This is a genomic window from Bacillus sp. 1021 (assembly GCF_014534735.1).
Classification (GTDB): Bacteria; Bacillota; Bacilli; order Bacillales; family Bacillaceae; genus Bacillus; species Bacillus siamensis.
The window spans coordinates 340,124-366,753 of sequence record NZ_JACVSR010000003.1; the positions used below are offsets into that span (position 1 = coordinate 340,124).

General features: G+C 48.9%; 23 protein-coding genes. 6 read left to right on the forward strand and 17 right to left on the reverse strand.

The window, feature by feature from the left end; genetic code table 11:
* Window positions 1-19 precede the first annotated feature (19 nt).
* From ICW23_RS13425 to ICW23_RS13445, 5 genes are all read right to left on the reverse strand, one after another.
* Window positions 20-997, reverse strand: a complete 978-nt coding sequence (locus ICW23_RS13425; protein WP_016938658.1) for an electron transfer flavoprotein subunit alpha/FixB family protein — start codon at window positions 995-997, stop codon at window positions 20-22.
* A 31-nt stretch (window positions 998-1,028) separates the two neighbouring features.
* Window positions 1,029-1,802 (reverse strand): electron transfer flavoprotein subunit beta/FixA family protein, encoded by a 774-nt coding sequence (locus ICW23_RS13430; protein WP_016938657.1) that lies wholly within the window; start codon window positions 1,800-1,802, stop codon window positions 1,029-1,031.
* Between the two features lie 13 nt (window positions 1,803-1,815).
* Window positions 1,816-2,595, reverse strand: coding sequence for an enoyl-CoA hydratase (locus ICW23_RS13435; RefSeq protein WP_016938656.1), 780 nt, complete (start codon window positions 2,593-2,595; stop codon window positions 1,816-1,818).
* 13 nt (window positions 2,596-2,608) lie between these two features.
* Complete coding sequence (locus ICW23_RS13440; protein WP_014470798.1) at window positions 2,609-3,193, reverse strand: fatty acid metabolism transcriptional regulator FadR; 585 nt, start codon at window positions 3,191-3,193, stop codon at window positions 2,609-2,611.
* A gap of 88 nt (window positions 3,194-3,281) precedes the next feature.
* On the reverse strand, window positions 3,282-4,970 hold the full coding sequence (locus ICW23_RS13445) for an AMP-binding protein (protein ID WP_188154616.1): 1,689 nt from the start codon (window positions 4,968-4,970) through the stop codon (window positions 3,282-3,284).
* A gap of 104 nt (window positions 4,971-5,074) precedes the next feature.
* On the opposite strand from ICW23_RS13445, the gene ICW23_RS13450 reads away from it, so the two are divergent.
* A complete protein-coding gene (locus ICW23_RS13450) occupies window positions 5,075-5,752 on the forward strand; it encodes a DUF2711 family protein (protein ID WP_188154617.1) in 678 nt (225 codons plus the stop codon).
* A 138-nt stretch (window positions 5,753-5,890) separates the two neighbouring features.
* On the opposite strand, the gene ICW23_RS13455 is transcribed toward ICW23_RS13450, so the two are convergent.
* From ICW23_RS13455 to zapA, 5 genes are all read right to left on the reverse strand, one after another.
* Window positions 5,891-6,295 (reverse strand): DUF350 domain-containing protein, encoded by a 405-nt coding sequence (locus ICW23_RS13455; protein ID WP_003152541.1) that lies wholly within the window; start codon window positions 6,293-6,295, stop codon window positions 5,891-5,893.
* Window positions 6,296-6,311: 16 nt separating this feature from the next.
* Complete coding sequence (locus ICW23_RS13460) at window positions 6,312-8,669, reverse strand: endonuclease MutS2 (RefSeq protein WP_045925244.1); 2,358 nt, start codon at window positions 8,667-8,669, stop codon at window positions 6,312-6,314.
* 20 nt (window positions 8,670-8,689) lie between these two features.
* Complete coding sequence (gene polX / locus ICW23_RS13465; RefSeq protein WP_188154618.1) at window positions 8,690-10,402, reverse strand: DNA polymerase/3'-5' exonuclease PolX; 1,713 nt, start codon at window positions 10,400-10,402, stop codon at window positions 8,690-8,692.
* A gap of 105 nt (window positions 10,403-10,507) precedes the next feature.
* Window positions 10,508-11,041, reverse strand: a complete 534-nt coding sequence (locus tag ICW23_RS13470) for a CvpA family protein (protein WP_188154619.1) — start codon at window positions 11,039-11,041, stop codon at window positions 10,508-10,510.
* Window positions 11,042-11,048: 7 nt separating this feature from the next.
* Complete coding sequence (gene zapA, locus ICW23_RS13475; RefSeq protein WP_016938650.1) at window positions 11,049-11,306, reverse strand: cell division protein ZapA; 258 nt, start codon at window positions 11,304-11,306, stop codon at window positions 11,049-11,051.
* 133 nt (window positions 11,307-11,439) lie between these two features.
* Between zapA and rnhC the strand changes: the two genes are divergently transcribed.
* On the forward strand, window positions 11,440-12,381 hold the full coding sequence (gene rnhC, locus ICW23_RS13480; protein WP_045925242.1) for a ribonuclease HIII: 942 nt from the start codon (window positions 11,440-11,442) through the stop codon (window positions 12,379-12,381).
* A 36-nt stretch (window positions 12,382-12,417) separates the two neighbouring features.
* On the opposite strand, the gene pheT is transcribed toward rnhC, so the two are convergent.
* From pheT to ICW23_RS13495, 3 genes are all read right to left on the reverse strand, one after another.
* Window positions 12,418-14,832: a phenylalanine--tRNA ligase subunit beta gene (gene pheT / locus ICW23_RS13485; RefSeq protein WP_188154620.1), complete on the reverse strand. Its 2,415-nt coding sequence runs from the start codon at window positions 14,830-14,832 to the stop codon at window positions 12,418-12,420.
* Window positions 14,833-14,845: 13 nt separating this feature from the next.
* Entirely contained in the window at window positions 14,846-15,880 is a 1,035-nt protein-coding gene (gene pheS / locus ICW23_RS13490; protein ID WP_016938647.1) for a phenylalanine--tRNA ligase subunit alpha, read from the reverse strand.
* Window positions 15,881-16,241: 361 nt separating this feature from the next.
* Window positions 16,242-16,988, reverse strand: a complete 747-nt coding sequence (locus ICW23_RS13495; RefSeq protein ID WP_016938646.1) for a TrmH family RNA methyltransferase — start codon at window positions 16,986-16,988, stop codon at window positions 16,242-16,244.
* A 121-nt stretch (window positions 16,989-17,109) separates the two neighbouring features.
* Between ICW23_RS13495 and sspI the strand changes: the two genes are divergently transcribed.
* The 4 genes from sspI (at window position 17,110) to ICW23_RS13515 (ending at window position 21,310) form a co-directional block, all read left to right on the forward strand.
* A complete protein-coding gene (gene sspI / locus ICW23_RS13500; RefSeq protein WP_045925240.1) occupies window positions 17,110-17,325 on the forward strand; it encodes a small acid-soluble spore protein SspI in 216 nt (71 codons plus the stop codon).
* A gap of 63 nt (window positions 17,326-17,388) precedes the next feature.
* Window positions 17,389-18,474: a CdaR family transcriptional regulator gene (locus tag ICW23_RS13505; RefSeq protein WP_095241522.1), complete on the forward strand. Its 1,086-nt coding sequence runs from the start codon at window positions 17,389-17,391 to the stop codon at window positions 18,472-18,474.
* Between the two features lie 98 nt (window positions 18,475-18,572).
* A complete protein-coding gene (glcD, locus tag ICW23_RS13510; RefSeq protein ID WP_188154621.1) occupies window positions 18,573-19,985 on the forward strand; it encodes a glycolate oxidase subunit GlcD in 1,413 nt (470 codons plus the stop codon).
* The gene (locus tag ICW23_RS13515; protein WP_188154622.1) at window positions 19,982-21,310 is read left to right on the forward strand and encodes a (Fe-S)-binding protein; all 1,329 of its coding nucleotides are present in this window, start codon (window positions 19,982-19,984) and stop codon (window positions 21,308-21,310) included. The genes glcD and ICW23_RS13515 overlap by 4 nt, the downstream gene beginning before the upstream one ends.
* Window positions 21,311-21,381: 71 nt before the next feature.
* Here ICW23_RS13515 and cstA read toward each other — a convergent pair whose 3' ends face one another.
* The 4 genes from cstA to araP form a co-directional block, all read right to left on the reverse strand.
* On the reverse strand, window positions 21,382-23,178 hold the full coding sequence (gene cstA, locus ICW23_RS13520) for a carbon starvation protein CstA (RefSeq protein ID WP_188154623.1): 1,797 nt from the start codon (window positions 23,176-23,178) through the stop codon (window positions 21,382-21,384).
* A gap of 109 nt (window positions 23,179-23,287) precedes the next feature.
* Complete coding sequence (gene arfA, locus ICW23_RS13525) at window positions 23,288-24,787, reverse strand: arabinosylfuranosidase ArfA (protein WP_188154624.1); 1,500 nt, start codon at window positions 24,785-24,787, stop codon at window positions 23,288-23,290.
* 18 nt (window positions 24,788-24,805) lie between these two features.
* Complete coding sequence (araQ, locus tag ICW23_RS13530) at window positions 24,806-25,633, reverse strand: arabinooligosaccharides ABC transporter permease AraQ (protein ID WP_032864872.1); 828 nt, start codon at window positions 25,631-25,633, stop codon at window positions 24,806-24,808.
* Window positions 25,634-25,651: 18 nt separating this feature from the next.
* A complete protein-coding gene (gene araP / locus ICW23_RS13535; RefSeq protein ID WP_099744748.1) occupies window positions 25,652-26,593 on the reverse strand; it encodes an arabinooligosaccharides ABC transporter permease AraP in 942 nt (313 codons plus the stop codon).
* Between the last annotated feature and the right edge of the window lie 37 nt (window positions 26,594-26,630).

Consider the following 26,630-nt stretch of genomic DNA (forward strand, 5'->3'; position numbering starts at 1 on the left):
TGAAGCCAGAGGGTTTTGGTTATGAATGAATATTGGCCTTTTTAAATTCCTGAGTCAGGAGCGGAACCACTTCGAACAAATCGCCGACAATTCCGTAGTCCGCTATTTTGAATATTTCCGCTTCCGGGTCTTTGTTGATGGCAACGATCACTTTACTGTTTGACATCCCCGCCAAGTGCTGAATCGCTCCGGAAATCCCGCAGGCAATATACAAATCCGGTGTAACGACTTTCCCCGTTTGGCCGATTTGAAGAGAATAGTCGCAATAATCCGCGTCACACGCGCCGCGCGAAGCGCCCACCGCTGCTCCCAGCACTTCGGCAAGTTCTTTTAACGGTTCAAACCCATCTTTACTTTTTACCCCGCGACCGCCCGCAACGATGATTTTCGCTTCTGATAAATCCACGCCGTCCGCTGTTTTTTTAACTACTTCTTCAATGACCGTCCGCAAATCTGCCGGCGGGACCGCAAGCTCTTCAATATCACCCGTGCGGCTTGCATCTCTTTCTAATGCCTGAATGTTATTCGGACGGATTGTCGCCAAGATGAAAGGATCGGTTGAAATCACCTGTTCAAAGGCTTTGCCGGAATAGATCGGTCTTGTAAATACGATGTTGTCTCCGGTAACGCTTACATCCGTGCTGTCTGAAATCAATCCCGTTTCAAATCGTGCCGCAAGCTTCGGTGACAAATCTTTTCCCATAGAAGTATGGCCGAAAATAACCGTATCGGGCTTTTCATTTTCGATCAGATCTCCGAGGACCGCGGCATATCCGTCTGCCGTATACTGAGAAAGTCCCGCTGCATCGGCCGTAAATACTTTATCGGCGCCGTACTGAATGAGTTCTGATGCTGCATCAGCCGCGCCTTTTCCCAACAGCACCCCGATGACATCTCCTCCGCCGGAAATGGTTTTGCCTGCGGCTATGGCTTCAAAGGTGACGTTCCGTAAGGCGCCGTCACGAATTTCTCCGAGTACGATCACTTTTTTTCCCATTCTGACATCCCCCAGTTTCTTTAATATCGGTTTATACGACTTTGGCTTCTTTTCTCAGCAGTGAGACAAGCTCCTTCGCCTGCTGAGCGGCTTCTCCTTCGATCAGTTTGCCCGCTTCTTTTTGCGGCGGGAGAAAACGTTCGATCGTTTTGAGTTTCGGTGCAGCATCATCTTCATCAATGTCGAGGTCATCGAGCTCAAGCTCTTCCAGCGGTTTTTTCTTCGCCTTCATAATGCCCGGAAGCGACGGATAGCGCGGCTCGTTTAAGCCTTGCTGTGCCGTGATGACTAAAGGAAGTGAGGTTTTAATGACTTCGGTATCCCCTTCGTTGTCTTTCTCTGCCACAGCTTCATCGCCGCTGATTGTCAGTTTTGTAATCGTTGTGACGCAAGGAATGTTCAACAGTTCGGCAAGCCTTGGCGCCACTTGGCCGGAACCGCCGTCAATCGCGACATTTCCGCCGAGAATCAGATCATATTCCCGGTCCTTGAAATAGTGATATAAGATCGTGGAAATGGAGTATTGGTCGGGATCGCTCAGGTCATCCTCAATATTGATTAATACCGCCTGGTCGCACCCCATCGCAAGAGCGGTGCGGAGTTCTTTCTCCGCATCTTCTCCGCCGACGGTTACGGCGGTAACAGTTCCGCCATGCTCTTCTTTCAGCTGAATCGCTTCTTCAATGGCGTATTCATCATACGGATTAATGATAAACTCGGCTCCGTCTTCCTGAATCTTTCCTGCTTCAATGACGATTTTCTCTTCTGTGTCAAACGTCCGTTTCATCAGTACAAATAGATTCATATTCTTATCCCCTTTATCTTCGCCCACCGAATTGAGGCTTTCTTTTTTCGAGAAATGCCTGAATGCCTTCTTTTGCGTCTTCTGATGCAAATGCTTCCCCAAAGCGCTTTGCTTCGAGCTTTAAGCCGCCGTCATAAGAATAGACTTTGTTTGAATAAAGAAGCTCAAGCAGGGAAGCCATCGACTGCGGGCTTTTTTCCGCAAACTTGCCCGCTAGCGTTTTCGCCTTTTCCAGCAGCTCCTCTTCATTTTCGGCGCCTATTGTGACAAGCCCGAGGCTGAGCGCTTCTTCTCCGGTCACAGGTTCTGAAGTGCCGATCATCTCAAGCGCTTTCGCCGTGCCGACGTACCGGGGCAGGCGCTGCGTCCCGGCAAAGCCCGGAATAATGCCGAGATTCAGCTCGGGCAGGCCGAGCTTTGCATCCAATGTGGCGATTCTGATATGGCAGGCCATGGCAAGCTCCAGACCGCCGCCGAGCGCAGCGCCGTGAATCGCCGCGATAACGGGCTTCGGAAACCCTTCAATTCTTTCCATCAGCTGCTGGCCTTTATCCGCCATGGCAGAGGATTGCTCAAGATCATCAAGCGACGTAAATTCCTTTATATCGGCGCCCGCCGAAAAAAATTTTCCCTCACCGCGAATGATGATGCTTCTGACGCTGTCATCTGTTTCACACCGGTCGAACAGACCGGATAATTCAGCTAAAACCGCACCGGACAGCGCGTTGGCCGGCTGATGATTGATGGTGATCACCGCGACAGATTGTTCAACCGCCACTGAAAGGCTGTTCATCCGTCAACCCCCTTTAGTTTTGATGAATCCCTGACACCAACAGTTCCAATACCTTGTCTGACAAATCCGGAAGATCATATTTCTGATCGTTCATCACCCATGTTGTCACTGTTTCATCTATCGTCCCGAATATCATCTGCCGGGCGAGGCGGACGTCGAGATTGTCTTTCCATTCGCCCGACTCGATTCCTTCGGTCAAAATGGTGTCCAGCATGTTTAAATAACCTTTTAAAATATCATTGATTTTCAGGCGCAGCTTGATATTCGACTGTCTGAGCTCAAGCTGGGTCACAATCGCGAGGTGGCGGTCATTGCCGAGCAGTGTGAAGTGCTGCTTAATGACGAGAGCGAGTTTTTCTTTTGCCGTCGTTTTTTCTTTTACTTCTTCTTCCATGCGTTCAATGAACTGGCCCATCTTTTCTTTAAAAAGAGAAATGAGTATATCCTCTTTGTTTTTGAAATATAAATAGATGGTGCCGTCCGCAACGCCGGCCTGCTTGGCGATTTTGGACACCTGTGATTGGTGATAGCCGTTTTCCGCTATGACTTCTACTGCTGCATCAATAATCTGCATATACTTTGGCCGTTTTTGGTTCAATGTCATCGTTCCTTCCTTCAATAAATGAATGACTATTCATTCATAACTTCATGATAAAAAGGATTCCCGGTTTTGTCAAGTTTTTCTTTTAAGGCACCTTGTTTTCATGAGCAGCATCTTCCTCTTCGACGAGACGCCTTCTTAATATCTTTCCGACGGCCGTTTTCGGAAGCTCTTTTCTGAATTCGTACAGCTTCGGGACTTTGTACGGCGCAAGCCGCTCTCTGGCAAACGCATCAAGCTCATCGGCATCCGCTTCGGCGCCTTTTTTCAAAACGACAAATGCTTTCACCGTCTCCCCTCTGTAGGAATCAGGCACGCCCGCTACGACGATTTCCTGAACGGCTTCATGCTCATACAGCGCCTCTTCCACCTCACGAGGGTAAATGTTGTATCCCCCGGCAATGATGATGTCTTTTTTTCTGTCGGCGATGTAGAAAAATCCTTCCTCATCCATATATCCCATGTCCCCGGTAAACAGCCAGCCGTCTCTGATGACACGGGCCGTCTCCTCCTGCTTGTTCCAATAGCCTTTCATAACCTGCGGGCCTTTTACGATCAGCTCGCCGTGTTCATACGGCTCCGCAAGCCCGCCTTTTTCTTCTGAATAGATTCCGGCGTCGGTATTGGGCCAGGGACAGCCAATGCTGCCGGGCTTATTTTTTCCCCAGATGAAATTTGAATGGGTCACCGGTGATGCTTCGGATAATCCGTAGCCTTCCACAAGCTTTCCGCCGGTCACTTTTTCAAATTTCTGTTTGACTTCGACCGGGAGCGCCGCTGAACCGCTCGGACAGCTTTTTATGGAGGACAAATCATATTGATTCAGTTCCGGATGATGCAAAAGCCCGATGTAAATCGTCGGAGCTCCCGGAAAAACTGTCGGCTTTTGCCTGTCGATTGTTTTCAGGGTATCCAAAGGATTGAATTTAGGAAGCAGAATCATTTCACACCCCTGCATGATGGAGAAATTCAGCACGGCGGTTAATCCGTACACATGAAAAAAAGGTACGATGCCGAGCACTTTTTCGGCTCCCTTTTTCATTTTGTACATCCAGGCGGCGCCCATTTCTGTATTGGCCTGAATGTTTTTGTGCGTGAGCATGACGCCTTTCGGATAGCCGGTTGTTCCGCCCGTGTATTGAAGCACGGCGATGTCATGCTCAGGATCAATATCAAATTCCTCCGCCTTCTCCGCTTTTTCATGTTTTAAAATGTCCGCTAAGCTGTGAATCTGTTCATGTCCGTCATAATCGATATGCACTTGTTTTTTTTGCGTGAGTGTATAAAGCATATTTTTCGGAAACGGCAAAAAGTCTTTGATACTGGTTGTAATAATGCGTTCAACAATTGACAACGTTTTCATTTTTATCACCTTCGGAAACAGCATATCGAGGGTGATGATCACGCGCGGCGAACTGTCTTGCAGCTGATACTCAAGCTCGTGTTCCGTGTAGAGAGGATTGGTCTGAACGACTATGCCCCCGGCAAACAATACGCCGTAAAATGCGATGACCGACTGCGGACAATTGGGCAGCATAATGGCGGCTCTGTCGCCTTTTTTCAGGCCTGTTTTGCGTAAAAAAGCGGCTAGCTTTAATGAATCTGTGAGAACGTCTTGGAATGTGAGTTTTTTTCCGAGAAAATAAATGGCGGTATGGTTCGGGAATTGAGCTGCGGAGTTTGTCAGATTGGATGGCAGGGTTTGACCGGTAAATTCAAGCTCATGCGGAATCTCTTCGGGATATTGAGAAAGCCATGGCTTTTCAGACTGCATAAAACCTCTCCCTTCTGTTTTCCTATACGCTATTATTATAGCAGAAGGCTGATTGGAATTGGAAAGCGTTTCATGTGATTTTTCGAGTTCAGGAGGTGTTGAGTTTGCTGGAAACACTGTATTTTGAAGAGGGAGTTCCTATCCTGCGCCAGCTGCCGAAGCCGTTTACTTCAGCCGCCTTTTTGCTTCATCCCTTTGTCCGAATGCCGGATGGGTGGGAAGCGCAAAAGCGCAAGCGGCCTTTTGAGCATATCTATCCGAGTGATGAAGAAATCCTTTCGATGGGCAGACCCGTTTCCTGGAAAACCGTCATGACCATTTGCGGACTGCGCTCTGAAAAAGAGATGGCGCTTGCGCTTATGACTGCTGTCACGGCACTGCGGGATGAATATGCCCGGCCTGAATCCGCCGAGCTGTTAAATCGGCTTCATCATCCCGATCTGTACTTGCCGAGCGATGATGTCACTTCGCCATTTTTGATACCGGGACTCTTGGACGTGTTTCGTTCAAAAGGCATTGAGCGCTGCACTTTTTATGAGCCGATCGAAGCGGAAGGCCTATTTTCGCTCAAGCAAATGTCGCCTTCGGATGTATGCGGACTGCTGCAGGCTGACATGATGATTGCCGAGGTAAAGCGGCGCGCTGCTTTTATGAGTGTGTACGATTCTTTCACAACACTCTTTCTCATGGAGGATCAAGACATGCTGTCTGTTATCCGCGCCATGAATTGGGAAGCCGTCATTTGCTCTGATACGATGTGCATCAATTGGTATTCTCAATAAAAAAGACTGCCGATTTCAATTCGGCAGCCCTTTTTCAGTATTAAGATGTCATGACCAGATAAATAAGTCCGATGAACAGAAAAATTCCCGCTGCCGACAGCAGCACTTTCGCAAGCTTCTCCATTTTTCCCCGTCCCCTTAAATCCCGGCGGCCACCACAAATGACAGGCCGACTGAGATGACAAATGAAATAAAGCCGACAGCTCTGTTATCTTTTTCAATTTCTTTATCAATTTTAAACCGGGGCGTCAGAAATTCAAAGATAAAATAGCTGATTAAAAGCATAATAAATCCGTATACGCCCCAGCCGATCATTTGCAAAAGCGAATTATGCTGGGCGATGCTGTGCTGAAAGACATTCGCGATACCGAGAATTTTCCCTCCGGTCGCCATTGCCACCGCAAGATTGCCTTTTTGGATTTCCACCCAGTTTTTATAGGATGTCACCAATTCAAACACGGTCAGAAAAATGACGAGACACAAGACGGCCACACTGTAATAAGCCGCGATTTCAACAAGCTCATTTTCCCAAAAAGCATTCATGACGTTTTCTCCCTTTTTATTTTAGTTCGACAATCGTTACGCCTGATCCTCCTTCTCCCGCTTCCCCGAACCGCGCGCTTTTCACGCTGCGGTGGTTTTTCAGAAGATCCTGCACCCCTTTGCGAAGGGCGCCCGTGCCTTTTCCGTGAATGATGGACACTCTCGGGTAGCCGGCAAGCACCGCGTCATCTAAATATTTTTCGACGCGGCTGAGGGCATTTTCGTAACGCTCTCCCCTGAGGTCAAGTTCAAGGGATACGTGATAATCCTTCCCTTTTACGGCGGTGATTGCTTTTTCTTTTTTCGGTTCAGGAGCCGATTTGAGAAACTCGAGATCTTTTTCCTTCACCTTCATTTTGAGGATGCCGATTTGGACGTTCCATTCTTTCTCGCCGGTTTTTTCAAGCAGCGCCCCTTTTTGTCCGAATGTGAGCACCTTTACTTCGTCGCCCGGCTTCAGCTCGCGTTTTTTCTCTGTTTTTCTTTCCGGCTGCTTTGATTTTTCAAAAGCCGGCATCGCGTCTCCGAGACGTTTTTTGGCATCAATCAGCTCGTGTTCCTTAAAGGATCTGTGTTCTTGCTTGATGGACCGGAGCTCGCGGATGATCTGTTCGGCTTCATTTGCGGCGGCTTCCAGTTTTTCCGCCGCTTTTTGTTCGGCTTCTTCCATCATTTTATCTTTTTGGGCGTTCAGCTCAATGATTTGCTGCTGAAGCTCTTTATGCAGTTTTTCTGCTTCTTTTCTGATTGATTCGGTTTCAGAAAGCTCTTCATCCGCTCTTTTTTTGCTTTTTTCAAGCGATGCGATCATCAGATCGACTTCGTTGTGTTCGGCGGTCATTTCTGACTTCGCCTGGCCGATGATATGCTCCGGCAGGCCGAGGCGTCTTGAAATTTCAAATGCGTTGCTTCGGCCTGGTACTCCGATCAGGAGCTTATAGGTAGGCGAAAGTGTTTCAATGTCAAATTCAACGCTGGCGTTCATGACGCCTTGCCGGTTATATCCGTATGCTTTCAGTTCCGGATAATGGGTTGTCGCAAGCACTCTGGCGTTTGTCCGGTGGACTTCGTCAAGAATGCTCATGGCAAGCGCCGCCCCTTCCTGCGGGTCTGTTCCGGCACCGAGTTCATCAAACAGCACAAGGCTGTTTTCAGACACTTCTTTTAAAATACTGACGATATTGACCATGTGGGATGAGAACGTACTCAGACTTTGTTCGATCGACTGTTCATCTCCGATATCGGCAAACACATTGTCAAATACGGCGGCTTCTGATCCCTCATCAGCCGGTATGTGCAATCCTGCCTGCGCCATTATCGTCAGCAGCCCGAGTGTTTTTAACGTAACGGTTTTACCGCCCGTATTCGGGCCCGTGATGACGATCGTTGAATAATCTCCGCCCAGTTCAATATCATTGGCAACGACTTGATCTTGGGGCAGCAGCGGATGGCGCGCTTTTTTGAGACGGATAAAGCCGTCTCCGTTCATGAATGGTTTTGTCGCCTTCATCGCTTTTGCGTACCTCGCTTTAGCGAAGATGAAATCCAATGTCTGCAGCACTTCTACATTTTTAGCGATTTCATGTGTGTGTTCAGCCGTATGCTCCGTCAGCATCCGGAGAATCCGTTCGATTTCCTGTTTTTCTTTTACCTTCGCCTGCTGAAGCGAGTTGTTCATATCTACGATCGCCTGCGGTTCAATAAAAAGTGTCGCACCGGATGAAGATGTATCGTGAACAATTCCGCCGTAGCTTGATCTGTATTCTTGTTTGACCGGAATGACAAAGCGGTCATTCCGGATCGTAACGATGGTGTCAGACAGCATTTTTGAAGCGGAAGATGAACGCAGCATCGATTCAAGACGGTCTCTCACTCTTGATTCAAGCGTCCTGAGCTGCGTCCGGATTCCTCTTAGGGCGGGGGATGCATGATCAAGCACTTCGCCGTGATCATCAATGCAGGAGTTAATCTCCCTTTCCAAATCGCCCAATGTAATCAGTTCTTCTGCATGGGCCTGTATCAGCGGAATGCTGACGCCGTCTTCTGTCATTTGGCTGATAAAGTGCTTCATTTGTTTAACGGCATACAGCAGCCCGGACAATTCGGTAAATTCCGCCGGAGTCAGCACACTGCCGATTTCCGCCCGCCGCAAAGCCGACCTTATATCGGTCAGCCCGCCGAACGGAGCATGGCCTCTTAAGCGCATGACCGCGGATGCTTCTTCGACTTCATCCAGCTGTTTTTGGATGTCGGCGAGATCCGTCAAAGGCTTCAGCTGCAGAAGCTTTTCCCGGCCGAGCGATGAGGCGGCATGTGCGGTAATCTGTTCTTTTACTTTATGAAATTCAAGTGATGATAACACTTTTTGCTGCACGGTTTTATGGTCCTCCTTACTTAATCATTGCGCGTCAGAAATGCTTTGACCTCATGTAACGGCCGGGCGTTTAACACATGCTTTGTTTCAGTCCAGCCTTTGCGCGCAGCGGTCACGCCCGTTTTCATGTCATCGAGCATCTCTATATTATGGGCATCCGTATTAATGACCAAAGTCACGCCTTTTTCGTTTGCTTTGATCAGATGCTCAGTCCGTAAATCGAGACGCGCGGGGTTTGCATTCAGCTCAAGCGCCGTATTTGTTTTTGCTGCGAGCTCAATCAGCATGTCGATGTCGACTTCATAGCCGGCCCGTCTGCCGATCAGGCGGCCCGTCGGGTGGGCGATAATGTCCACGTGCTTATTCGTCAGCGCCTGTTCAAGCCGTTTCATAATGACATGCTCCGGCTGGCTGAAGCTTGAATGAATAGATGCGATGACAAGATCCATTTCAGACAGAACACTGTCATCATAATCAAGCGAACCGTCGGGGAGAATGTCCATTTCTACGCCTTTAAAAATATGAAAGTTTTCAAACTCAGCGTTTAACGCGTCAATTTCTTCCGCTTGTTTTCTGAGCCGTTCGGCCGTTAACCCGTTGGCTACCTTTAAATATTGGGAATGGTCGGTGATCGCCATGTACTGATAGCCTTTTGCCATACACGCTTCTGCCATTTCCCTGATGGAAAAAGCGCCGTCACTCCAGGCTGAGTGCATGTGGAGATCGCCTTTTATCGCTTTATGCTCCACAAGGTCCGTTTCTTCCTGATACGTGTCGACCTCCTGCCCGCTTTCTCTGAGCTCCGGAGGAATAAACGGCAGACCGAAGTGGGCGTAAAAGGCTTCTTCACTCGGAAACGTTTTGACTTCTCCCGTTTCTATGGTTTCTACCCCGTATTCGCTTATCCGTTCGCCTCGCTCTTTCGCCAGCTGGCGCATCTTAATGTTGTGATCTTTAGAGCCGGTAAAATGGTGCAGTGTGGTCGCAAACTGCTCCTCTGTCACAAGCCGGAAATCCACACTCGTCTCATATTCAAAGGTCAGGATAACAGATACTTTTGTATCCCCGCTAGCTATCACGTCTTTTACGTTCGGCAGGGACAGAAGCTGATCTCTGACAGCCTCCGGATGATCTGTAGCGATAATGTAATCGAGATCTTTAACAGTCTCCCGCGCTCTTCTGAGACTGCCGGCCCGGGAATATTTCTGAATATCCGTCAGCCGGTCCAAATGTTCTTCAATTACTGAAGCAATGCCGAGCGCATAGCCGATCGGAAAACGTTCCGGCTGTTTTCCGGCTTCTCCGAGAGCTTGAAGGATTTTCTCCTCCGTTTTTTTTCCGAAACCGGCGAGCCCTTGCACCTTTTGCTGCTCGCATGCTTCTTTCAGCGATTCCGCGTCATGAACGCCAAGCTCCTGATACAGTTTGGCGATTTTTTTGCCGCCTAGGCCCGGAAGCTTCAAAAGAGGAACCAAGCCTTCCGGGACTTCTTTCTGCAATTGGAGAAGCGTGCTGGACACACCTTCCTGCATATATTCACGAATGACGCCGTAGGTGCCTTTTCCGATTCCGGATAAAGACATCATGTCGTCGATTTCCGACAGGCTGCGGTCATCCTGCTCAAGCGCCGCTGCCGCTTTTCGGAAGGCTGATATTTTAAACGGGTTGTCCCCTTTCAGTTCCATATAGACCGCAATCGTTTCAAGCAGCCTGATGATATCTTTTTTATGCATACTGTTAACCCCCAGTCGTTTCCTGCTTTTCATCATACAAATTTTTCTTCTCCGGCACAACTGACGCAGAGCTTGAAAAAAACTTCTCCGGTCAAGAGAAGTTTTTTATGCCCCGTACTGGGCCCACAGTTCTTGCAGGAGCCCAGACAGATACGGCGTATGATGCGTGATGATATTTGCAAGCGTCGATTGTGCGAGCATATCCTGAAGCGCGCTTACCGGCAGTACGGATGCGACGTATAACAGGATAAACGCAAATAAATAGACTTCCAGAAACCCGAGCACCCCGCCAAGCAGTTTGTTGATCTGTTTAATGACCGGAATGCTTGCGATGATATTAAGCGCCGCTCCGATAATCCGAAGCAGAACCTTTGCAATGATAAACAAAATGACAAACGCGATCGCGTTGTAATAAGCCGTCTCTACGTTTCCTTTAATAAAAGAAAGAGCCGTCTGCCCGCCGGAAAAATCAGGCGCGGGTATAAAACTTAAATGCGGGGCCAGATTTTTGTAAAAAAGCGCCGCAAACGCAATCGAGAGGATGAAACTCGTTAAATATATAAATTGGAGGATAAATCCTCTTTTCAATCCAAGCAATGTGCCCATCAAGAGCAAAACTAAGATGATGATATCTATCATATGGTGTTCATTCCTTTTCTTTAAGCTGCCGCTCCAGTAATTCATATTTTTCTTGCAGTTTCATATAATCATGCACGACATTGACCGCAGTCAAAACAGCGAGCTTATTTATATCAAGATATGGATTTTTCTCATTGATTTCTCTCATTTTATCATCAACCATTCCGGCCACATGACGCATGTGCGCTTTGCTTTCTTCCCCGATAATGGTGAAGTGCTGGCCGTAAATGTTTACTGTCGTTTTGGTTTTTTTGCCGTCAGACAACGTTTCTCCTCCATTCCGCGAGAATCCTAGTTCCTATCATACCACGATTATCGATTGAATGGAAAGACGAGCCTCAGGCTGTTATGATACACTGGTATATACAGTGAAAAGTGCCAAAAAAGGAGATTATATCGTGTCCCATTCTGTTATAAAAGTATCCGCTTCCGCTATAGAACAAATGAAACAATCCTATGCCGGCTCCCTTACTCCGGCCGTTCCGCAGGGCGCCGTCTTCCAGGCTAAGCCGCCGGGCTGTACCATTACAGCCTACCGTTCGGGCAAGGTTCTCTTTCAAGGAAAAAACGCCGGCACAGAAGCGGCCCGCTGGGGAACGGCTGAGGCGCCGAAAGCAAAGAAAACCGTCAAAAAAGCGGCCGACCCGCTCTACGCTCCCCCGGCGGGCATTGCGTCCATGTCGGTAATCGGCTCAGATGAGGTCGGAACAGGCGATTACTTCGGACCGATAACGGTTGCCTGCGCCTATGCCGACAAAACAAAGCTTTCTTTAATGAAAGAACTGGGCGTGAAGGATTCAAAAGATTTAAAAGATCCGCAGATTATTGAAATCGCCAAACTTTTAATTAAAACCATTCCTTACAGCCTGCTTGTGTTAAAAAATGAAAAATACAATCAGATGCAGGAAAAAGGCATGAGCCAGGGGAAAATGAAGGCGCTCCTTCATAATCAGGCGATTTCCAATCTGCTGAGGAAAATGAACGGCGTCAAACCGGAAGCGATTCTGATTGACCAATTTGCAGAGCCCGGCATTTATTTTAAGCATCTTTCCGGGCGGGATATCGTAAAAGAAAAAACGTTTTTCAGCACGAAGGCGGAAGGCATACATCTTTCCGTCGCCGCAGCCTCTATCATCGCGCGGTATTCTTTCTTAATTGAAATGGATAAGCTTTCCCGGGAAGCCGGGATGACGATTCCAAAAGGCGCGGGGCCGCACGTCGATGAAGCTGCCGCCAAACTGATCATCAATAAAGGAGAAGATGCGCTCAGGACGTTCACTAAACTGCATTTTGCCAATACGCAAAAAGCAAAACGCCTTGCAGAACGGAAAAGGTCATAACAAAAAAGCTTGCAGAGTGATCTGCAAGCTTTTTCTTTATCCTCTTAATACGGCCTGATACGTTTCTTCCAGCGCTTTCAGCACGTTTTCGTGGACTTTTGTCACTTCTTCTTCTGTCAATGTTTGTTCAGGGTTGACATATTGGAGCGAGAAGGCGACGGATTTTTTGCCCTCTTCCATATGCTCACCTTCGTACACATCAAATACGGTGACTTCTTTCAATAGCGCGCCGCCGGCTTCTTTGATCACGGCTTCGAGCTGTCCGCTTGTGACGGTTTTATCTGCAACAAGCGCAATGTCGCGTGTGACGGACGGGTACTTCGGAATCGCCGTATACACGACAGGTTCTGTTTCCTCGGTCAGAAGCGCGTGAAGATCAAGCTCGAACACATACGTTTCTTTGATATCCAGCTCTTTTTCCATTGCCGGGTGCACCTGTCCGATAAATCCGGCAAGTGAGCCGTTCAAAAGAATGTTTGCGGTCCGGCCGGGATGCATGTTTTTGCGTTCTGACTGGACAAATTCAATCCGGTCTGACACATTCAATTGATGCAGCAGGCCTTCAACGATTCCTTTGACGACGAAGAAATCAACCGGCTTTTTCTCACCCTGCCATAGGTTTTTGCGCCATAATCCGGTTACGGCTCCGGCAACCCGTTCTTTTTCAACCGGTTTTGTGTTTTCTTCCTTCGTCAGAAATACAGAACCCGTTTCGTATAAAGCAACGGAATCAGTCTGTCTGGCCAGATTGTATGAAACGGCTTCAAGCAGATTCGGCACGAGGCTGTGTCTGAGAATGCTTCTTTCTTCGCTCATCGGCAGAGCAAGCATCGTATTGAATGATTTTTCGATCGCAAAAGCGGCCGCTTTTTTATCATTCGTCAATGAATATGTGGTCGCTTGTGAAAGACCCGCTCCTTCAAGGAAACGTCTCACTTTCCGGCGTTTTGCCTGATACGGTGTTAAGCCGCCTGTCGTGCCGGCCGTTTCCGGAAGCGTGGACGGAATATTGTCATACCCGTACAGTCTTGCCGCTTCTTCAATCAGGTCCTCTTCGATTTTAATATCTCCGCGGCGTGACGGCACCGTTACGACCAGAACGTCTTTTGCTTCACCGACTGCAAAACCGAGGCGCTTGTAAATGCTGATGATTTCTTCTTTAGCGATTGTCATGCCGAGCACGGCGTTCACTTTGTCAACAGATACATGAATGTTGTTCGCTTCGATTTCCAGATGGTTTTCTTCGACCGTGCCTGAGAGCACTTCTCCGCCGGCATACGCCTGAATGAGGCTGCAGGCCCGTTCAGCCGCCAGCAGAACGCGTGCCGGGTCAATGCCTTTTTCATATCTGGCGCTCGCTTCGCTTCTCAGCCCGAGGTCTCTCGACGCTTTGCGGACGGTCTGTCCGTCGAAATAAGCGGCTTCCAGTAAAATCGCGGTGGTGTCTTCACGGACTTCAGATTCTGCTCCGCCCATGACTCCCGCAACGGCTTGCGCTTTTTCTCCGTTCGTGATGACCAAATGGCTGCTTGACAGCTTGCGCTCCTGTTCATCCAGCGTCACGATGGTTTCGTTTTCCGCCGCTTTTCTGACGACGACTTCTTTTGAACCGAACCGGTCGTAATCGAAAGCGTGAAGCGGCTGGCCGTACTCAAGCAGGACGAAGTTTGTGATGTCCACAACGTTATTGTGCGGGCGGATGCCTGCATTCATCAGCTTCGTCTGCATCCAAAGCGGAGACGGGCCGATTTTGACGTTTTTAATGATTTTTGCGGCGTAATGCGGATTGGCCTGCGTATCTTCAATCTTGACGGAAACAGCATCCGCCGCTTTTTCTGCTGCTTTTTCATATGAAGTCTCCGGAAGCTTCACCTCGGTGCCGAGAATAGCCGCAACTTCATAAGCCACGCCAAGCATGTTCATTGCGTCGGCGCGGTTCGGCGTTAAGCCCAATTCTAAAATCGCATCATCAAGCTGAAGGGCTGCCATTGCGTCAGCTCCCGTTTCAGCATCATTCGGAAACACGAAAATGCCTTCCGCATATTCTTTCGCCACGAGCTTGCTTTCAATGCCGAGCTCCTGGAGAGAACAGATCATGCCGTGAGACGCTTCGCCGCGCAGCTTGGCTTTTTTAATTTTGAAATTGCCGGGAAGAACGGCACCGACTGTTGCAACGGCAACCTTCTGTCCTTTATCAACATTCGGGGCGCCGCAGATAATCTGAACAGGTTCCTCCGCACCGATATCGACAAGGCATTTGTTGAGTTTGTCGGCATTCGGGTGCTGTTCACGCTCAAGCACGTGTCCGATGACAACGCCTTTTACGCCTTCCCCTTTATACTCGATACCCTCAACTTCAATACCGGCTCTCGTAATTTTTTCTGCAAGCACGGCCGGGTCGATTCCCTGCAAGTCAACGTAATCTTCTAACCATTTATATGAAACAAACATGTGTATCCTCCTCTTACGCCTGTTTAAACTGCGAAATGAATCTGACATCATTGGTATAGAAATGGCGGATATCTTCAATGCCGTATTTCAGCATTGCGATCCGTTCCACACCCATTCCGAAAGCAAAGCCCTGGTATTCCTCAGGATTGAATCCGGCCATTTTCAGCACGTTCGGGTGAATCATGCCGGCGCCGAGAATTTCGATCCAGCCCGTTTTTTTGCAGACGGAACAGCCTTGTCCGCCGCATTTAAAGCAGGTCACATCCACCTCGACAGAAGGTTCAGTGAATGGGAAAAAGCTCGGACGGAGCCTGATTTCACGGTCTTGGCCGAACATTTTTTTGGCGACCAATTCAAGCGTGCCTTTCAGATCGCTCATGCTGATTTTGCGATCCACGACGAGACCCTCAATCTGCATGAACTGGTGGGAATGTGTCGCGTCATCGTTGTCGCGGCGATACACTTTTCCGGGACAAATGATTTTGACGGGGCCTTTGCCTTTATGCTTTTCCATCGTGCGCGTCTGCACCGGTGACGTCTGCGTTCTCATCAGCATTTCTTCTGTAATGTAAAAGCTGTCCTGCATGTCGCGGGCCGGGTGCTCCTTCGGCAGATTCAGCGCCTCAAAGTTGTAATAATCCGTTTCCACTTCAGGACCTTCTTCGATGGTATACCCCATGCCGATAAATAAATCTTCAATTTCTTCAATAACGACCGTCAGCGGATGGCGCCCGCCGATGTTTACCTGACTGCCCGGCAATGTGACGTCAATCGTCTGGCTGCTGAGTTTTTTATTCATTTCTTCTTGTTCAAGCTGTTCATTTTTCGCCGTAATGGCTGCTGCAATGCGCTCTCTCACTTCATTGGCGAGCGCTCCCATTTTCGGGCGTTCTTCGGCGGACAGTTTGCCCATGCCGCGGAGAACTTCTGTAATCGGCCCTTTTTTTCCGAGATATTGCACCCGAATGTCGTTAACTTCTTTTAATGAACCTGCCGCTTCTACTTTTTCTGCAGCTTCCAGTTCGAGCTGTTTAAGCTTCTCTTCCATCATGCATCCTCCTTTTATGTAAACCAAACCGTTCTATGCCTTTTTCAGAAAACAAAAAAACCCGCCCCTTGAGAGAAGGGACGAGTTGTGGCCGCGGTACCACCCTTTTTAAGGCAGACTTCATCTGCCGACAGCTTCATTGACATAACGGAAACGATCGTTCCGGTTCACCTTTACGCGCGTTTGGCGCGGTCCCGGTGACAACTCGAGAGGTGAAAATCAATTTCTGTGCTGCGATAAAAATGCTTTCAGTCGGCGGCATTTTCTCCCTGGAAGGCAGCTTGTGAAAAAATTGACGTCCTCTGTCACGGTTTTTACATTATTGCTATCTATTATAGTGAAATTCGCGGCTTTGCGCAACCTATCCTCTGAGATGATAGACGAGGATGGCAGCCGCCACCGCCACATTCAGCGACTCCGCCTGTCCGTACAGCGGAACGTACAGGTTGAGATCCGTTTTTTGCAGAAGGCCGGCGTCCACTCCCGCCCCCTCGTTCCCGACGATTAACGCGAACGATTCTTCAGGCTTCACGCTTTGATAAGCCGCACCGTTTTCAAGCGCCGTGCCGTAGATTGCGACGCCTTGCGATTTCAGCTCATCGGTAAACTCATCGAGCGGACGTTTCAAAATGGGAATATGAAAGTGAGATCCTTGAGCTGAACGCAGCGTTTTTCCGTTGTATGGATCTGCCGTTCCCTCACCAAGGACAACGGCGTCGATCCCCGCCGCATCTGCCGTTCTGATCATTGTTCCTAAATTCCCCGGATCCTGCACGGCATCAAGCAGAAGCAGCCGCTTCAGCCGATCAGGCTTCTCGTCCGGCATATGGCAGACTGCGGCGATCTGCTGCGGCGTTTCCGTTTCCGTCACGGCTGAAAACGCATCTTCGCTCAGCACATAGCACGGAATGCTCATGTCCAGATCGGCCGGGATGGCGCTCTCATCTTTTACGAGAATTTCTTTTACCGTTCCCTTTGACTTGAGCGCTTCTTCTGCCAGATGCTCTCCTTCTATCAGAAATGTATTCGTTTTATGTCTCTCTTTTTTTGTGTGAAGTTTTTTCCAGTCCTTCACTTTTTGGTTTTTTGCCGAGTCAATTCGTTTCACTTTATTTCTGCGCTCTCCTTTTTTCATGCATGTTGTTATTATATCTCAAGAACAGCACATAATAAACCGCGTGCGCGGTAAGAATATGCGTATCACATTCAGGAAAAAAGGAGCGGTTGTAATGGATCTTAATTTACGCAACGCCGTTATTGCCAATGTGACCGGCAATAACCAGGATCAGCTGGAGCATACTATCGTTGACGCCATCCAAAGCGGTGAAGAAAAAATGCTTCCGGGTCTCGGCGTCTTATTCGAAGTGCTTTGGCAGCATGCGTCAGACTCAGAAAAAAATGAAATGCTCAAAACACTTGAAGGCGGATTAAAACCTGCGCACTAAGCATGAAACCGGGTGATGGCACACCCGGTTTTTTTTGTATAATAATGGCGAGGGGGATCGCCAATGCAGTTACAGCCGGAACTGGCAAAAAAATTGATTGCCGAAGTCAAACATATGTACAGCCGCGAAGTGATTATTGCCGATACAAAAGGAATGATCATCGCGGGCACCAACGCTGCGCGCGCCGGATGTTTTCATGAAGGAGCTCTGATCTGCGCGCGGGAAAAACGGAATGTCATCATTACGAAAGAAGATGAAAAACGGCTCGAGGGCGTAAAAGCAGGATTGAACCTCCCCGTTTTTTCGGGGCATGAGGTGATCGGAGTATTCGGTCTGACAGGAAACCCTGACGATATCCTGCCTTTCGGGGAATTGCTCAGAAAAATGACGGAACTTTTTATAAAAGAAACGCGCCACCTGGAAGAAGTGCAATGGCGTGAGAGAATGCTTGAATCCTTTATGGTGGATTGGCTGCAGTTAAAAGAATGGTCGCCGGGTTTTTTAGAAAAAGCAAAGCTCCTTGCAGCAGACCTTCATGCGCAACGCCGAATCATACTCATTCAAGGCCGTTTTGAGCAATATGAAGCAGAAGAGCTCGGGCGCCTCTGGCAAAGTGAATACCCTGAAGACCTGTTTGTCCGCTGGGGAAATGAACGTATTCTCATTAATCATGAAACAAACTCGGATTCTAAGGAGAAGCTCGTCAAAAGAATGAACACTGTTTTTGGGCAGCCTGTCACGGCCGGCATTGGACGGATCGTTCCGGGAGAACGCCTGACGGAATCATACGGACAGGCGGAGAAAGCTCTTTCGGCGGGCGCTATTGACAAGCAGGCCGTCTTTGAAGAAGATTTAAAACTGGATATGTGTCTTGCCGATATTGCGCCCGGCACACGGTCTGAATTTTCACGGCGGGTTCTCGAGCATGTGCTCGGCCGTGAAGAACTTCTGGATACGCTGCGCGCCTTTTTCGACCGGCAGTTATCGTTAAAGCGCACCGCTGGTGACATGCATATTCATATTAATACGCTGCGCTACCGTCTTTCCAAACTGGAATCGCTGACAAATATGAAGCTTGACCGCCCTGAAGACATAACGGCTTTTTATTTGGCGCTTCGCTTTTTAGATCAACATACAAAAAACACGTGATATCACCATCATTTTTCATCTATTTCTCCATAGTTTACGAAATCATTTTTCTTTACAATTAAATGAAAACGCTTTTCTAATCGGGAGGTTGGGAGAATATGATTTCACGAGAGGCAAAGGAACAGTTCATCCGGGCGGTCGGGAAGGAGAATTATGATGATTCTGCGGCTGGCCGTCTTGTGTATTCGTACGATGCGGCCCCTCAGCTGCAAGCCATGCCGGATGCCGTAATCGCCCCCCGCTGTACGGATGACGTGTCCCGTATATTAACGATTTGCAGCAGGCATGACATTCCGATCGTGCCGAGGGGTTCAGGCACAAACTTATGCGGCGGCACATGTCCGTCTGAGGGCGGTCTTGTTCTTTTATTCAAACATATGAACCGAATTCTTGAAATTGATGAAGAAAATTTGACGGCAACCGTCCAGCCGGGCGTGATCACGCAAGATATGATTCATGCAGTTGAACGGAAAGGGTTATTTTATCCGCCTGATCCGAGCAGCATGAAAATATCGACGATCGGCGGAAATATTAATGAAAATTCCGGCGGACTGCGCGGCCTGAAGTACGGTGTCACCCGGGATTATGTCCTCGGCCTTGAAGCCGTCTTGGCTTCAGGCGATATCATCCGCACAGGAGGAAAGCTGACAAAGGATGTCGCCGGTTATGATCTGACCCGGCTTTTCGTCGGATCAGAGGGGACGCTCGGTGTTGTGACGGAAGCGACTTTAAAGCTTGTTCCGAAGCCGGAAACGAAAAAAACGCTGCTCGCACTCTATGAACATATTGAAGCGGCTGCAGAATCGGTTTCTGCCATCATCGCTGAAAAAATCATTCCGGCGACACTCGAATTTCTGGATCAGCCGACACTGCAGGTCATTGAAGATTACGCCAAGATCGGGCTTCCGACAGACGCAAAAGCCGTACTGCTGATCGAACAGGACGGTGACAGCGACACGGTCAGACGCGATATGGAAAAAATCGAAGCCATCTGTAAAAACGGAGCCGCCGTATCCGTCCAAACGGCTGAAACCGAGGAGGAAGCATTCGCCCTTACAGAGGCCAGACGGTCCGCACTATCAGCTCTCGCCAGACTGAAACCGACGACGATTCTGGAAGATGCCACCGTGCCGAGATCACAAATTGCCAATATGGTCAGAGCCATTAACGAGATTGCAGAAACATACGGCTTGTCCATCTGTACATTCGGCCATGCAGGCGACGGCAACCTCCATCCGACGTGCACCACCGATATCCGAAATACAGAGGAGATGGAACGTGTCGAAAAAGCCTTTGCCGCCATTTTTGAGAAAGCGATTGAGCTGGGAGGAACGATAACGGGTGAACATGGGGTCGGCATCGTAAAAGCGCCGTATTTAGAAATGAAGCTGAAAACAGAAGGCATCACCGCCATGAAAGCGATCAAACAAGCGCTCGATCCCCAAAACCTGCTGAACCCGGGGAAAATATTCGCCAATTCGTCAAGGAAACGCGTGGTGGTGATGAAATGACAACGGCTAAAGAGCAGAAACAAATACAAACAGAATTCAAAAACCGCATGGATGAAGGTGAATTGCTGAACTGCATGCGCTGCGGCTTCTGCCTTCCTTCCTGTCCGACCTATATCGAATCGGGATTTCAAGAATCCCATTCGCCGCGCGGCCGGATCGCCCTGATGAAAGCCGTCACAGACGGACTGATCGAGCCGGATGAAGATGTCGAGCGCTCACTTTCGCTGTGTCTCGGATGCAGGGCATGCGAGCCCGTTTGTCCGGCAGGAGTCAATTACGGACAGCTGCTTGAAGAAGCAAGGGATATCATTCATCAAAATAAAAAACATAAGCCGGGCGTGCGCCTCTTGCGGAAAGCGGCATTTACCGGGCTTTTTCCCCATCAAAACCGCATGCAGACAGCGGCGAATCTTCTTGGGATATACCAAAGATCGGGGCTGCAGACCGCCGTCAGAAAAACCGGTATGCTGCGCGTTTTGCCTGAGCATCTGCGTACAATGGAACAAGTGCTCCCGCCCGTCCCGAAACGGAAAGACATGAAAGAACGGCCGCGTTTTCTTCCCGCCTCGGGTCCCGTTCAAAAACGGGCCGCTTTTTTCTCGGGCTGTTTAATGGATACAATGTTTTTAGCAACAAATCATGCGACAACGGCGCTTTTACAGGCGGCCGGATGTGAGATCGCCGTTCCGGAAGGTCAGGCGTGCTGCGGCGCGCTACACGGGCACAGCGGAGAAAAAGAGATGGGAAAAGAACTGGCCAAGCGGAATATCGCGGCTTTTGAGGCGCTTGACGCAGATTATATCATTACAAACGCCGGCGGATGCGGCGCCTTTCTTCAGGAATATCCGCATTTGCTGAAGGATGAACCTGAATGGGCGGATCGTGCCGAACAATTCGTCAGGAAGCTCAAAGACTTTTCATCCGTACTGGTTGAATTGAAGTTCCATCAAAGGAACCTTCAAGCGCAATCCCCTCATATCGTCACATATCAGGACTCCTGCCATCTCCGCAATGTGATGCATACGTCAGAGGCACCGCGCATGCTTTTGAAAAGCATTAAAGGGGCCGAGTACAGAGAAATGGAAAAGGCCGACAGCTGCTGCGGGTCGGCGGGAATTTATAATATAACAGAATCAGAGATGTCTATGAAAATATTAGACAGCAAGATGAAAGCCGCCGGAAAAACGGAAGCAACCGTCATCGTGACAGCCAATCCCGGATGCCTTTTGCAAATGCAGCTCGGCATTTTGCGCGAAGGATTAACAGACCGTGTCCGCGCGGTACATTTGGCGGATTACCTTTTGAAAGCGGCGGATTTGTCATAAACGGAAAAAGCAGAGAGACCGAACGGCTCTCTGCTTTTTTGATGCTGCAAGTTTTACAGTTCGGGGCGGATTTATCCGGGTATTGAAGCTTCCAATCTGGCACTCGGATCACGCCAAATGTTTGCCCATTTTTTCACAGCCGCCATGATAATCACAAACCCGAGAATGAGCATGATAATAGATAAAACGCCATTCAGCACATTGTATCCGACCGCTTCGGGATTCAAATACACATACCGCACCATCCAATAACCCGCATAGTTGACGGTCACGTACAAATAAGCGAGAGGAATCAGGCATGTCAGCATATAACGCCGCTTATCGGCTATCTTCAATACGACAGTCGCACCGATGATTAATCCGACGGACGCCATAAGCTGATTGGACACGCCGAACAGCGCCCAAATGGAGCTGATGTCGCCCGAATACAGAAGATAGCCCCACAGCAGGCAGGCGAGCGCGCTTGAGAAAATCGAGCCCGGCAGCCAGTCTGTTTTTTTCAGAGGCTTATACACCTCTCCGAAAAACTCCTGGATCAAGTAGCGGGCGACACGGGTTCCCGCATCAATCGCCGTTAAAATAAACACCGCTTCAAACATAATGACAAATTGAAAAAAGTATGAAGCCAAATGACTGAAAAACGGAATCTCCGTAAAGATATACGTCATTCCGACGGCAAGCGTAACAGCGCCGCCCGTTCTTCCTTCCAGACTGAGACCGATTTCTTTGCTCAATTCAGGCAGATGGACGACATTCATCCCAAGGGCGCGGAAAATTTCCGGCGTGCTGTTAATGGCAAAATAATCGGCTGGCTCAAGTGCGACGGCAGCTATGAGCGCCATAATCCCGACAAGACATTCAACAAGCATCGCTCCGAAAGCAACCGGCTTGATATCACTCCATTTATCCAGCATTTTCGGCGTTGTGCCGGAACCGACAAACGCATGAAAGCCTGAAATGGCGCCGCAGGCAATCGTTATTGAAATAAACGGCCAGACAGGTCCTGCGATCACCGGTCCGCCGCCGTGAATGAACTCCGTTACGGCCGGGAATTTAACGGCGGGATTGACGAAAAAGACGCCTGCGATCAAAGCGGCAAAAATCCCGATTTTCATAAAACTGCTTAAATAGTCACGCGGGGCAAGCAAAAGCCAAACCGGAAGCGCCGCGGCGAAAAAAGCATAGACGGGAAGCGCCACCGCGAGTGTCTTCGCATCCAACGTCAGCATGTCGCCGAGAGCCGTTGTCTGCAGCCGCGGCCCGATCACAACACCGGCCATTAACAAAAGAAAACCGACAGTGGATGCGAGTTTGAGATTGCCCGTTTTTTTATAGTAGACGCCGACCCCCATCGCGATCGGAATCGTAATCCCCACCGCAAACGTCCCCCACGGGTTTTTCTCAAGTGCGTGCAGCACAACCATGGACAGCCCCGCCATCGTGATCGTAATGATAAACAGCATCGAAAGACCCGTGCAAAAGCCCGCCACCGGGCCGAGCTCTTCTTTGGCGACTTCAGAAAGCGTTTTCCCGTTTTTCCGCATAGATGCAAACAATACGACAATATCGTGCACGGCTCCCCCGATCACCGCCCCGATTAACAGCCATAACAGCCCGGGCAGATAGCCGAACTGAGCTGCGAGAATCGGTCCGACAAGCGGGCCGGCAGCGGCGATTGCCGCGAAATGGTGGCCGAATGACACCCATTTATTCGTCGGCACATAATCTTTCCCATCCTCAAGCACATGGGCCGGAGTCGGTGTCTGATCATTGATTTTTAATACTTTGACCATCATAAAGGTACCGTAAAGCCGATAGGCGATCGCCAAAATGCATATAGACGCTATGACGATTGTAATCGCATTCATTTAATCCCAGCCCCTTTTCTCTTTTTCTAAATATTATCACAATTATCAGATAACGAGAGATGATTTTTGCGTAAAAAAAGCCGGCGGCGCAGCCCGGCTTTTCGGAACATTATTTTCCTGATAAACGGATGACATTCCAGGACAGCGGCGTAAAATGGGCCGTTATCCCTTCAGCGTTTGCGGAAGACGTTCCGTTTGAGTGAGGCATAACTTCTTTTCTGTTTTTTTGATTGGTCGCTTTCATATTCTGATGCTCCAGCACGATATGCTCAATGATGCGGTAATCTTCAAACCCTCTCAGTTTGATCTCCGTTTCTATCGGTTCCTTGCTTTTGTTGACCGCAAAAATGGTCAGGGCTTCATCCTCTTCACGGTAAACGGCTGCGGCATCAACATACGGCACATCCGTAAAATCCGCTGAGTCGTATTTCGGGGAGGTAATCAGCAGCTTCATCGAAGTCCCTCTCCCGTAGACAGAGGCGTGCATGTAAGGATAAAAGATCGGCTGCCTCCATGCTTCTCCGCCCTTTTCAGTCATGATAGGCGCAATCACGTTGACAAGCTGGGCGAGACAGGCGATCTTTAGTCTGTCCGCATGCTGCAGCATCGTAATCAGCAATGAACCGATCAACAGCGCATCTTCAAAATTGTAGATGTCTTCCAGAATCGGCCGGGCCGTAATCCACGGCTCCACTTTTTTATCCGCTTCATTTGAGTGATACCATACATTCCACTCATCTAAAGAAAGGTGAATCGTTTTTTTGCTCCGTTTTTTCGCTTTCATATAATCACATACGGCTGTGACGGATTTGATAAAATGGTCTAAATCCATCGACTTCGCCAAATAGTTTTCAAGATCATTTTCATGGTTGCCGTAATACGTATGCAGTGAGATGTAATCCACATGCTCGTACGTATGCTCAAGCACCTCCGCCTCCCATTCGATGAAGGTCGGCATGCCGCTGTTTGAGCTTCCGCAGGCCACCAATTCGATCGTCGGGTCCGTCCATTTCATCACTTTTGCCGTTTCAGCGGCGAGCCGTCCGTATTCATGCGCCGTTTTGTGCCCGATCTGCCAAGGGCCGTCCATCTCATTTCCTAAGCACCACGTTTTTATGCCGTAAGGTTTTTCATACCCGTGCGATTTTCGCAAGTCGCTCCAGTATGCCCCTTCAGGATGGTTGCAGTACTCGACGAGGTTCCGGGCGGCATCAATTCCTCTCGTCCCGAGATTGACCGCCATATTCACTTCGGCGTTCACTTTTTTTGCCCACGTTAAAAATTCATTCGTCCCGACTTCGTTCGTTTCTGTCGTCTGCCATGCCAGATCAAGCCTCCGCGGTCTGTCCTTCACCGGTCCGACGCCGTCTTCCCAATTGTAGCCGGAGAGAAAATTCCCTCCCGGATAGCGGATGAACGGCACCTGTAATTCTCTGATCAGCTCCTGCACGTCTGTTCTGAACCCGTCCTTGTCGGCTTTCGGGTGTCCTGGCTCATAAATGCCTTCATACACCGCCCGGCCCATATGTTCTATAAATGATCCGTACATCCGTTTGTCCACTTCACCGATGATATATTCTTTATCTGCTGTAATTCCCGCTTTTTTCATTATGTTTCCTCCCTCTCTCTATCCCTTCACTCCGCCGACTGTCAGGCCGGAAATAAAGTATTTTTGGAAAAACAAGAATATGATAATCACCGGCAGTATCGCAAAAACGGAACCGGAGATCAGCATGTCATAGTTGTTGCCGTACGGACTCAGCAGCCCTGACAGTCCGATTGGAAGCGTAAACATTTCTTTCGACCGAAGCACGATCAGCGGCCATAAAAAGTTATTCCAGCTGTTTAAAGATTGGAGAATGATCATTGCTCCGAATGCCGGTTTCATGAGGGGCGCCATAATTCTGAAGAAAATTCCGAATTCCGTGCAGCCATCCATTCTCGCTGAATCGAGCAGATCCCTCGGGAGGCCGAGCGCATATTGCCTGAAAAAGAACACGGCGACAGGCGACACAATAAACGGCAGAATCACCCCCGTATAAGAATCAATCAAATGAAGCCCCACCGTCAGTTTAAATAACGGAAGCATCATCACTTCCAGAGGCACCATCATAATGATCAGCACAAGAACGAAAATAACATTTCGGCCTTTAAACTCGTATACACCGAGTCCGTAGCCGATCATAGAGGAAAAAAACAGTGTGAGAACCGTGGTGAGAACGCCGAGCAGCAGGCTGTTAAAAAACCACTTAAAATAAATGCTTCCCCCGTTGAACAAATACGTGTAGTTATCAAAGCTCATCACATCCGGATCAAGACGCAGATTCAGTCCGATGCGCATCAGCTCAGATGACGGCTTTAATGAACCGAGCAATAGGCAGATCATCGGAAAGATATACAGCAGGCTCAGCATGATAAAAAACAAGGTAAACGCGACTCTGTACACGGAAAACATGTGATTGTTACGCACCACCTATCCCTCCCCTTTAAACGAACCGGACAGTTTCAGCGACACAAGGCTGACAAGTAAGATGACAAGCAAAAGGACAATTCCGATGGCGGCCCCGTACCCCATTTCGTTGTACGCAAGCCCCTGCTGATATAAATAACCGACAAGCGTGAGGCCGATATTGCCCGGGGAATTATTCTGCCAAAGCACATAGCTTTCCTCAAACATTCTGAAACCGCCGATAATACTGATCGTTAACACATAAACCGATACCGGCTTTAAAAACGGGAGGGTAATATGCCGGAACTTTTTCCACGTACTCGCCCCGTCAATTTCAGCCGCCTCATATAATTCTTTCGGCACGTTTTGCAATCCGGCCAGAAAATAAAGAATGTTAATGCCCATCCATCTCCATGACGCAAGCAGCACCATTAAAAACATACCGGTTCCTTTGTTATTGAGCCAGTTTTGAGGCGATACGCCAAGCTTCATCATCAGCTCGTTTGCCAGCGACGTATTCATTTCTCCGAACATCAGCCGGAATATAATCCCCGCGACGATCGTCGATGTCAAAGCCGGTACGAACAGTGCCGATTTAAACACATTTCTGAATCTGACGAGCTTCGAATTTAGAATCACCGCCAAAAGAAGCGGCACCGGGATCAGCACGATCAGCGTCCAGAAGGTATATTCCAATGTATTAAACAGTGCGGTGTAAAAGGTTGGATTAAGAAGAGAGGAGTAATTGGAAAAACCGACAAATGCAGCTTCTCCCGGCAGTATCCGCTGAAAGCTCATGATACACACGCTGATGATCGGATACAAAAAGAAAACGAGAAACGAAATGATAAAAGGCGCCGTAAAAAGATAAGGCGCCGCTTTTTTGGAATACAGCACATTGCGCCGGCGCGGCTTCTTCCGGGCTGCGGAAACGGTTTGCGCTGTCTCTGTCTTTACAGGTATCATAAAAGCTCCCCCGCTTTCTCCGTTAAAATGGGCGGCT

Coding starts and splice junctions, on each gene's coding strand:
- ICW23_RS13425 (WP_016938658.1), bottom strand. CDS start 997: ATGGGAAAAAAAGTGATCGTACTCGGAGAAATTCGTGACGGCGCCTTA.
- ICW23_RS13430 (WP_016938657.1), bottom strand. CDS start 1,802: ATGAATCTATTTGTACTGATGAAACGGACGTTTGACACAGAAGAGAAA.
- ICW23_RS13435 (WP_016938656.1), bottom strand. CDS start 2,595: ATGAACAGCCTTTCAGTGGCGGTTGAACAATCTGTCGCGGTGATCACC.
- ICW23_RS13445 (WP_188154616.1), bottom strand. CDS start 4,970: ATGCAGTCTGAAAAGCCATGGCTTTCTCAATATCCCGAAGAGATTCCG.
- ICW23_RS13455 (WP_003152541.1), bottom strand. CDS start 6,295: ATGAATGCTTTTTGGGAAAATGAGCTTGTTGAAATCGCGGCTTATTAC.
- polX (WP_188154618.1), bottom strand. CDS start 10,402: ATGCATAAAAAAGATATCATCAGGCTGCTTGAAACGATTGCGGTCTAT.
- ICW23_RS13470 (WP_188154619.1), bottom strand. CDS start 11,041: ATGATAGATATCATCATCTTAGTTTTGCTCTTGATGGGCACATTGCTT.
- pheT (WP_188154620.1), bottom strand. CDS start 14,832: ATGTTTGTTTCATATAAATGGTTAGAAGATTACGTTGACTTGCAGGGA.
- pheS (WP_016938647.1), bottom strand. CDS start 15,880: ATGGAAGAGAAGCTTAAACAGCTCGAACTGGAAGCTGCAGAAAAAGTA.
- sspI (WP_045925240.1), top strand. CDS start 17,110: ATGGATCTTAATTTACGCAACGCCGTTATTGCCAATGTGACCGGCAAT.
- ICW23_RS13505 (WP_095241522.1), top strand. CDS start 17,389: ATGCAGTTACAGCCGGAACTGGCAAAAAAATTGATTGCCGAAGTCAAA.
- glcD (WP_188154621.1), top strand. CDS start 18,573: ATGATTTCACGAGAGGCAAAGGAACAGTTCATCCGGGCGGTCGGGAAG.
- ICW23_RS13515 (WP_188154622.1), top strand. CDS start 19,982: ATGACAACGGCTAAAGAGCAGAAACAAATACAAACAGAATTCAAAAAC.
- cstA (WP_188154623.1), bottom strand. CDS start 23,178: ATGAATGCGATTACAATCGTCATAGCGTCTATATGCATTTTGGCGATC.
- arfA (WP_188154624.1), bottom strand. CDS start 24,787: ATGAAAAAAGCGGGAATTACAGCAGATAAAGAATATATCATCGGTGAA.
- araQ (WP_032864872.1), bottom strand. CDS start 25,633: ATGTTTTCCGTGTACAGAGTCGCGTTTACCTTGTTTTTTATCATGCTG.
- araP (WP_099744748.1), bottom strand. CDS start 26,593: ATGATACCTGTAAAGACAGAGACAGCGCAAACCGTTTCCGCAGCCCGG.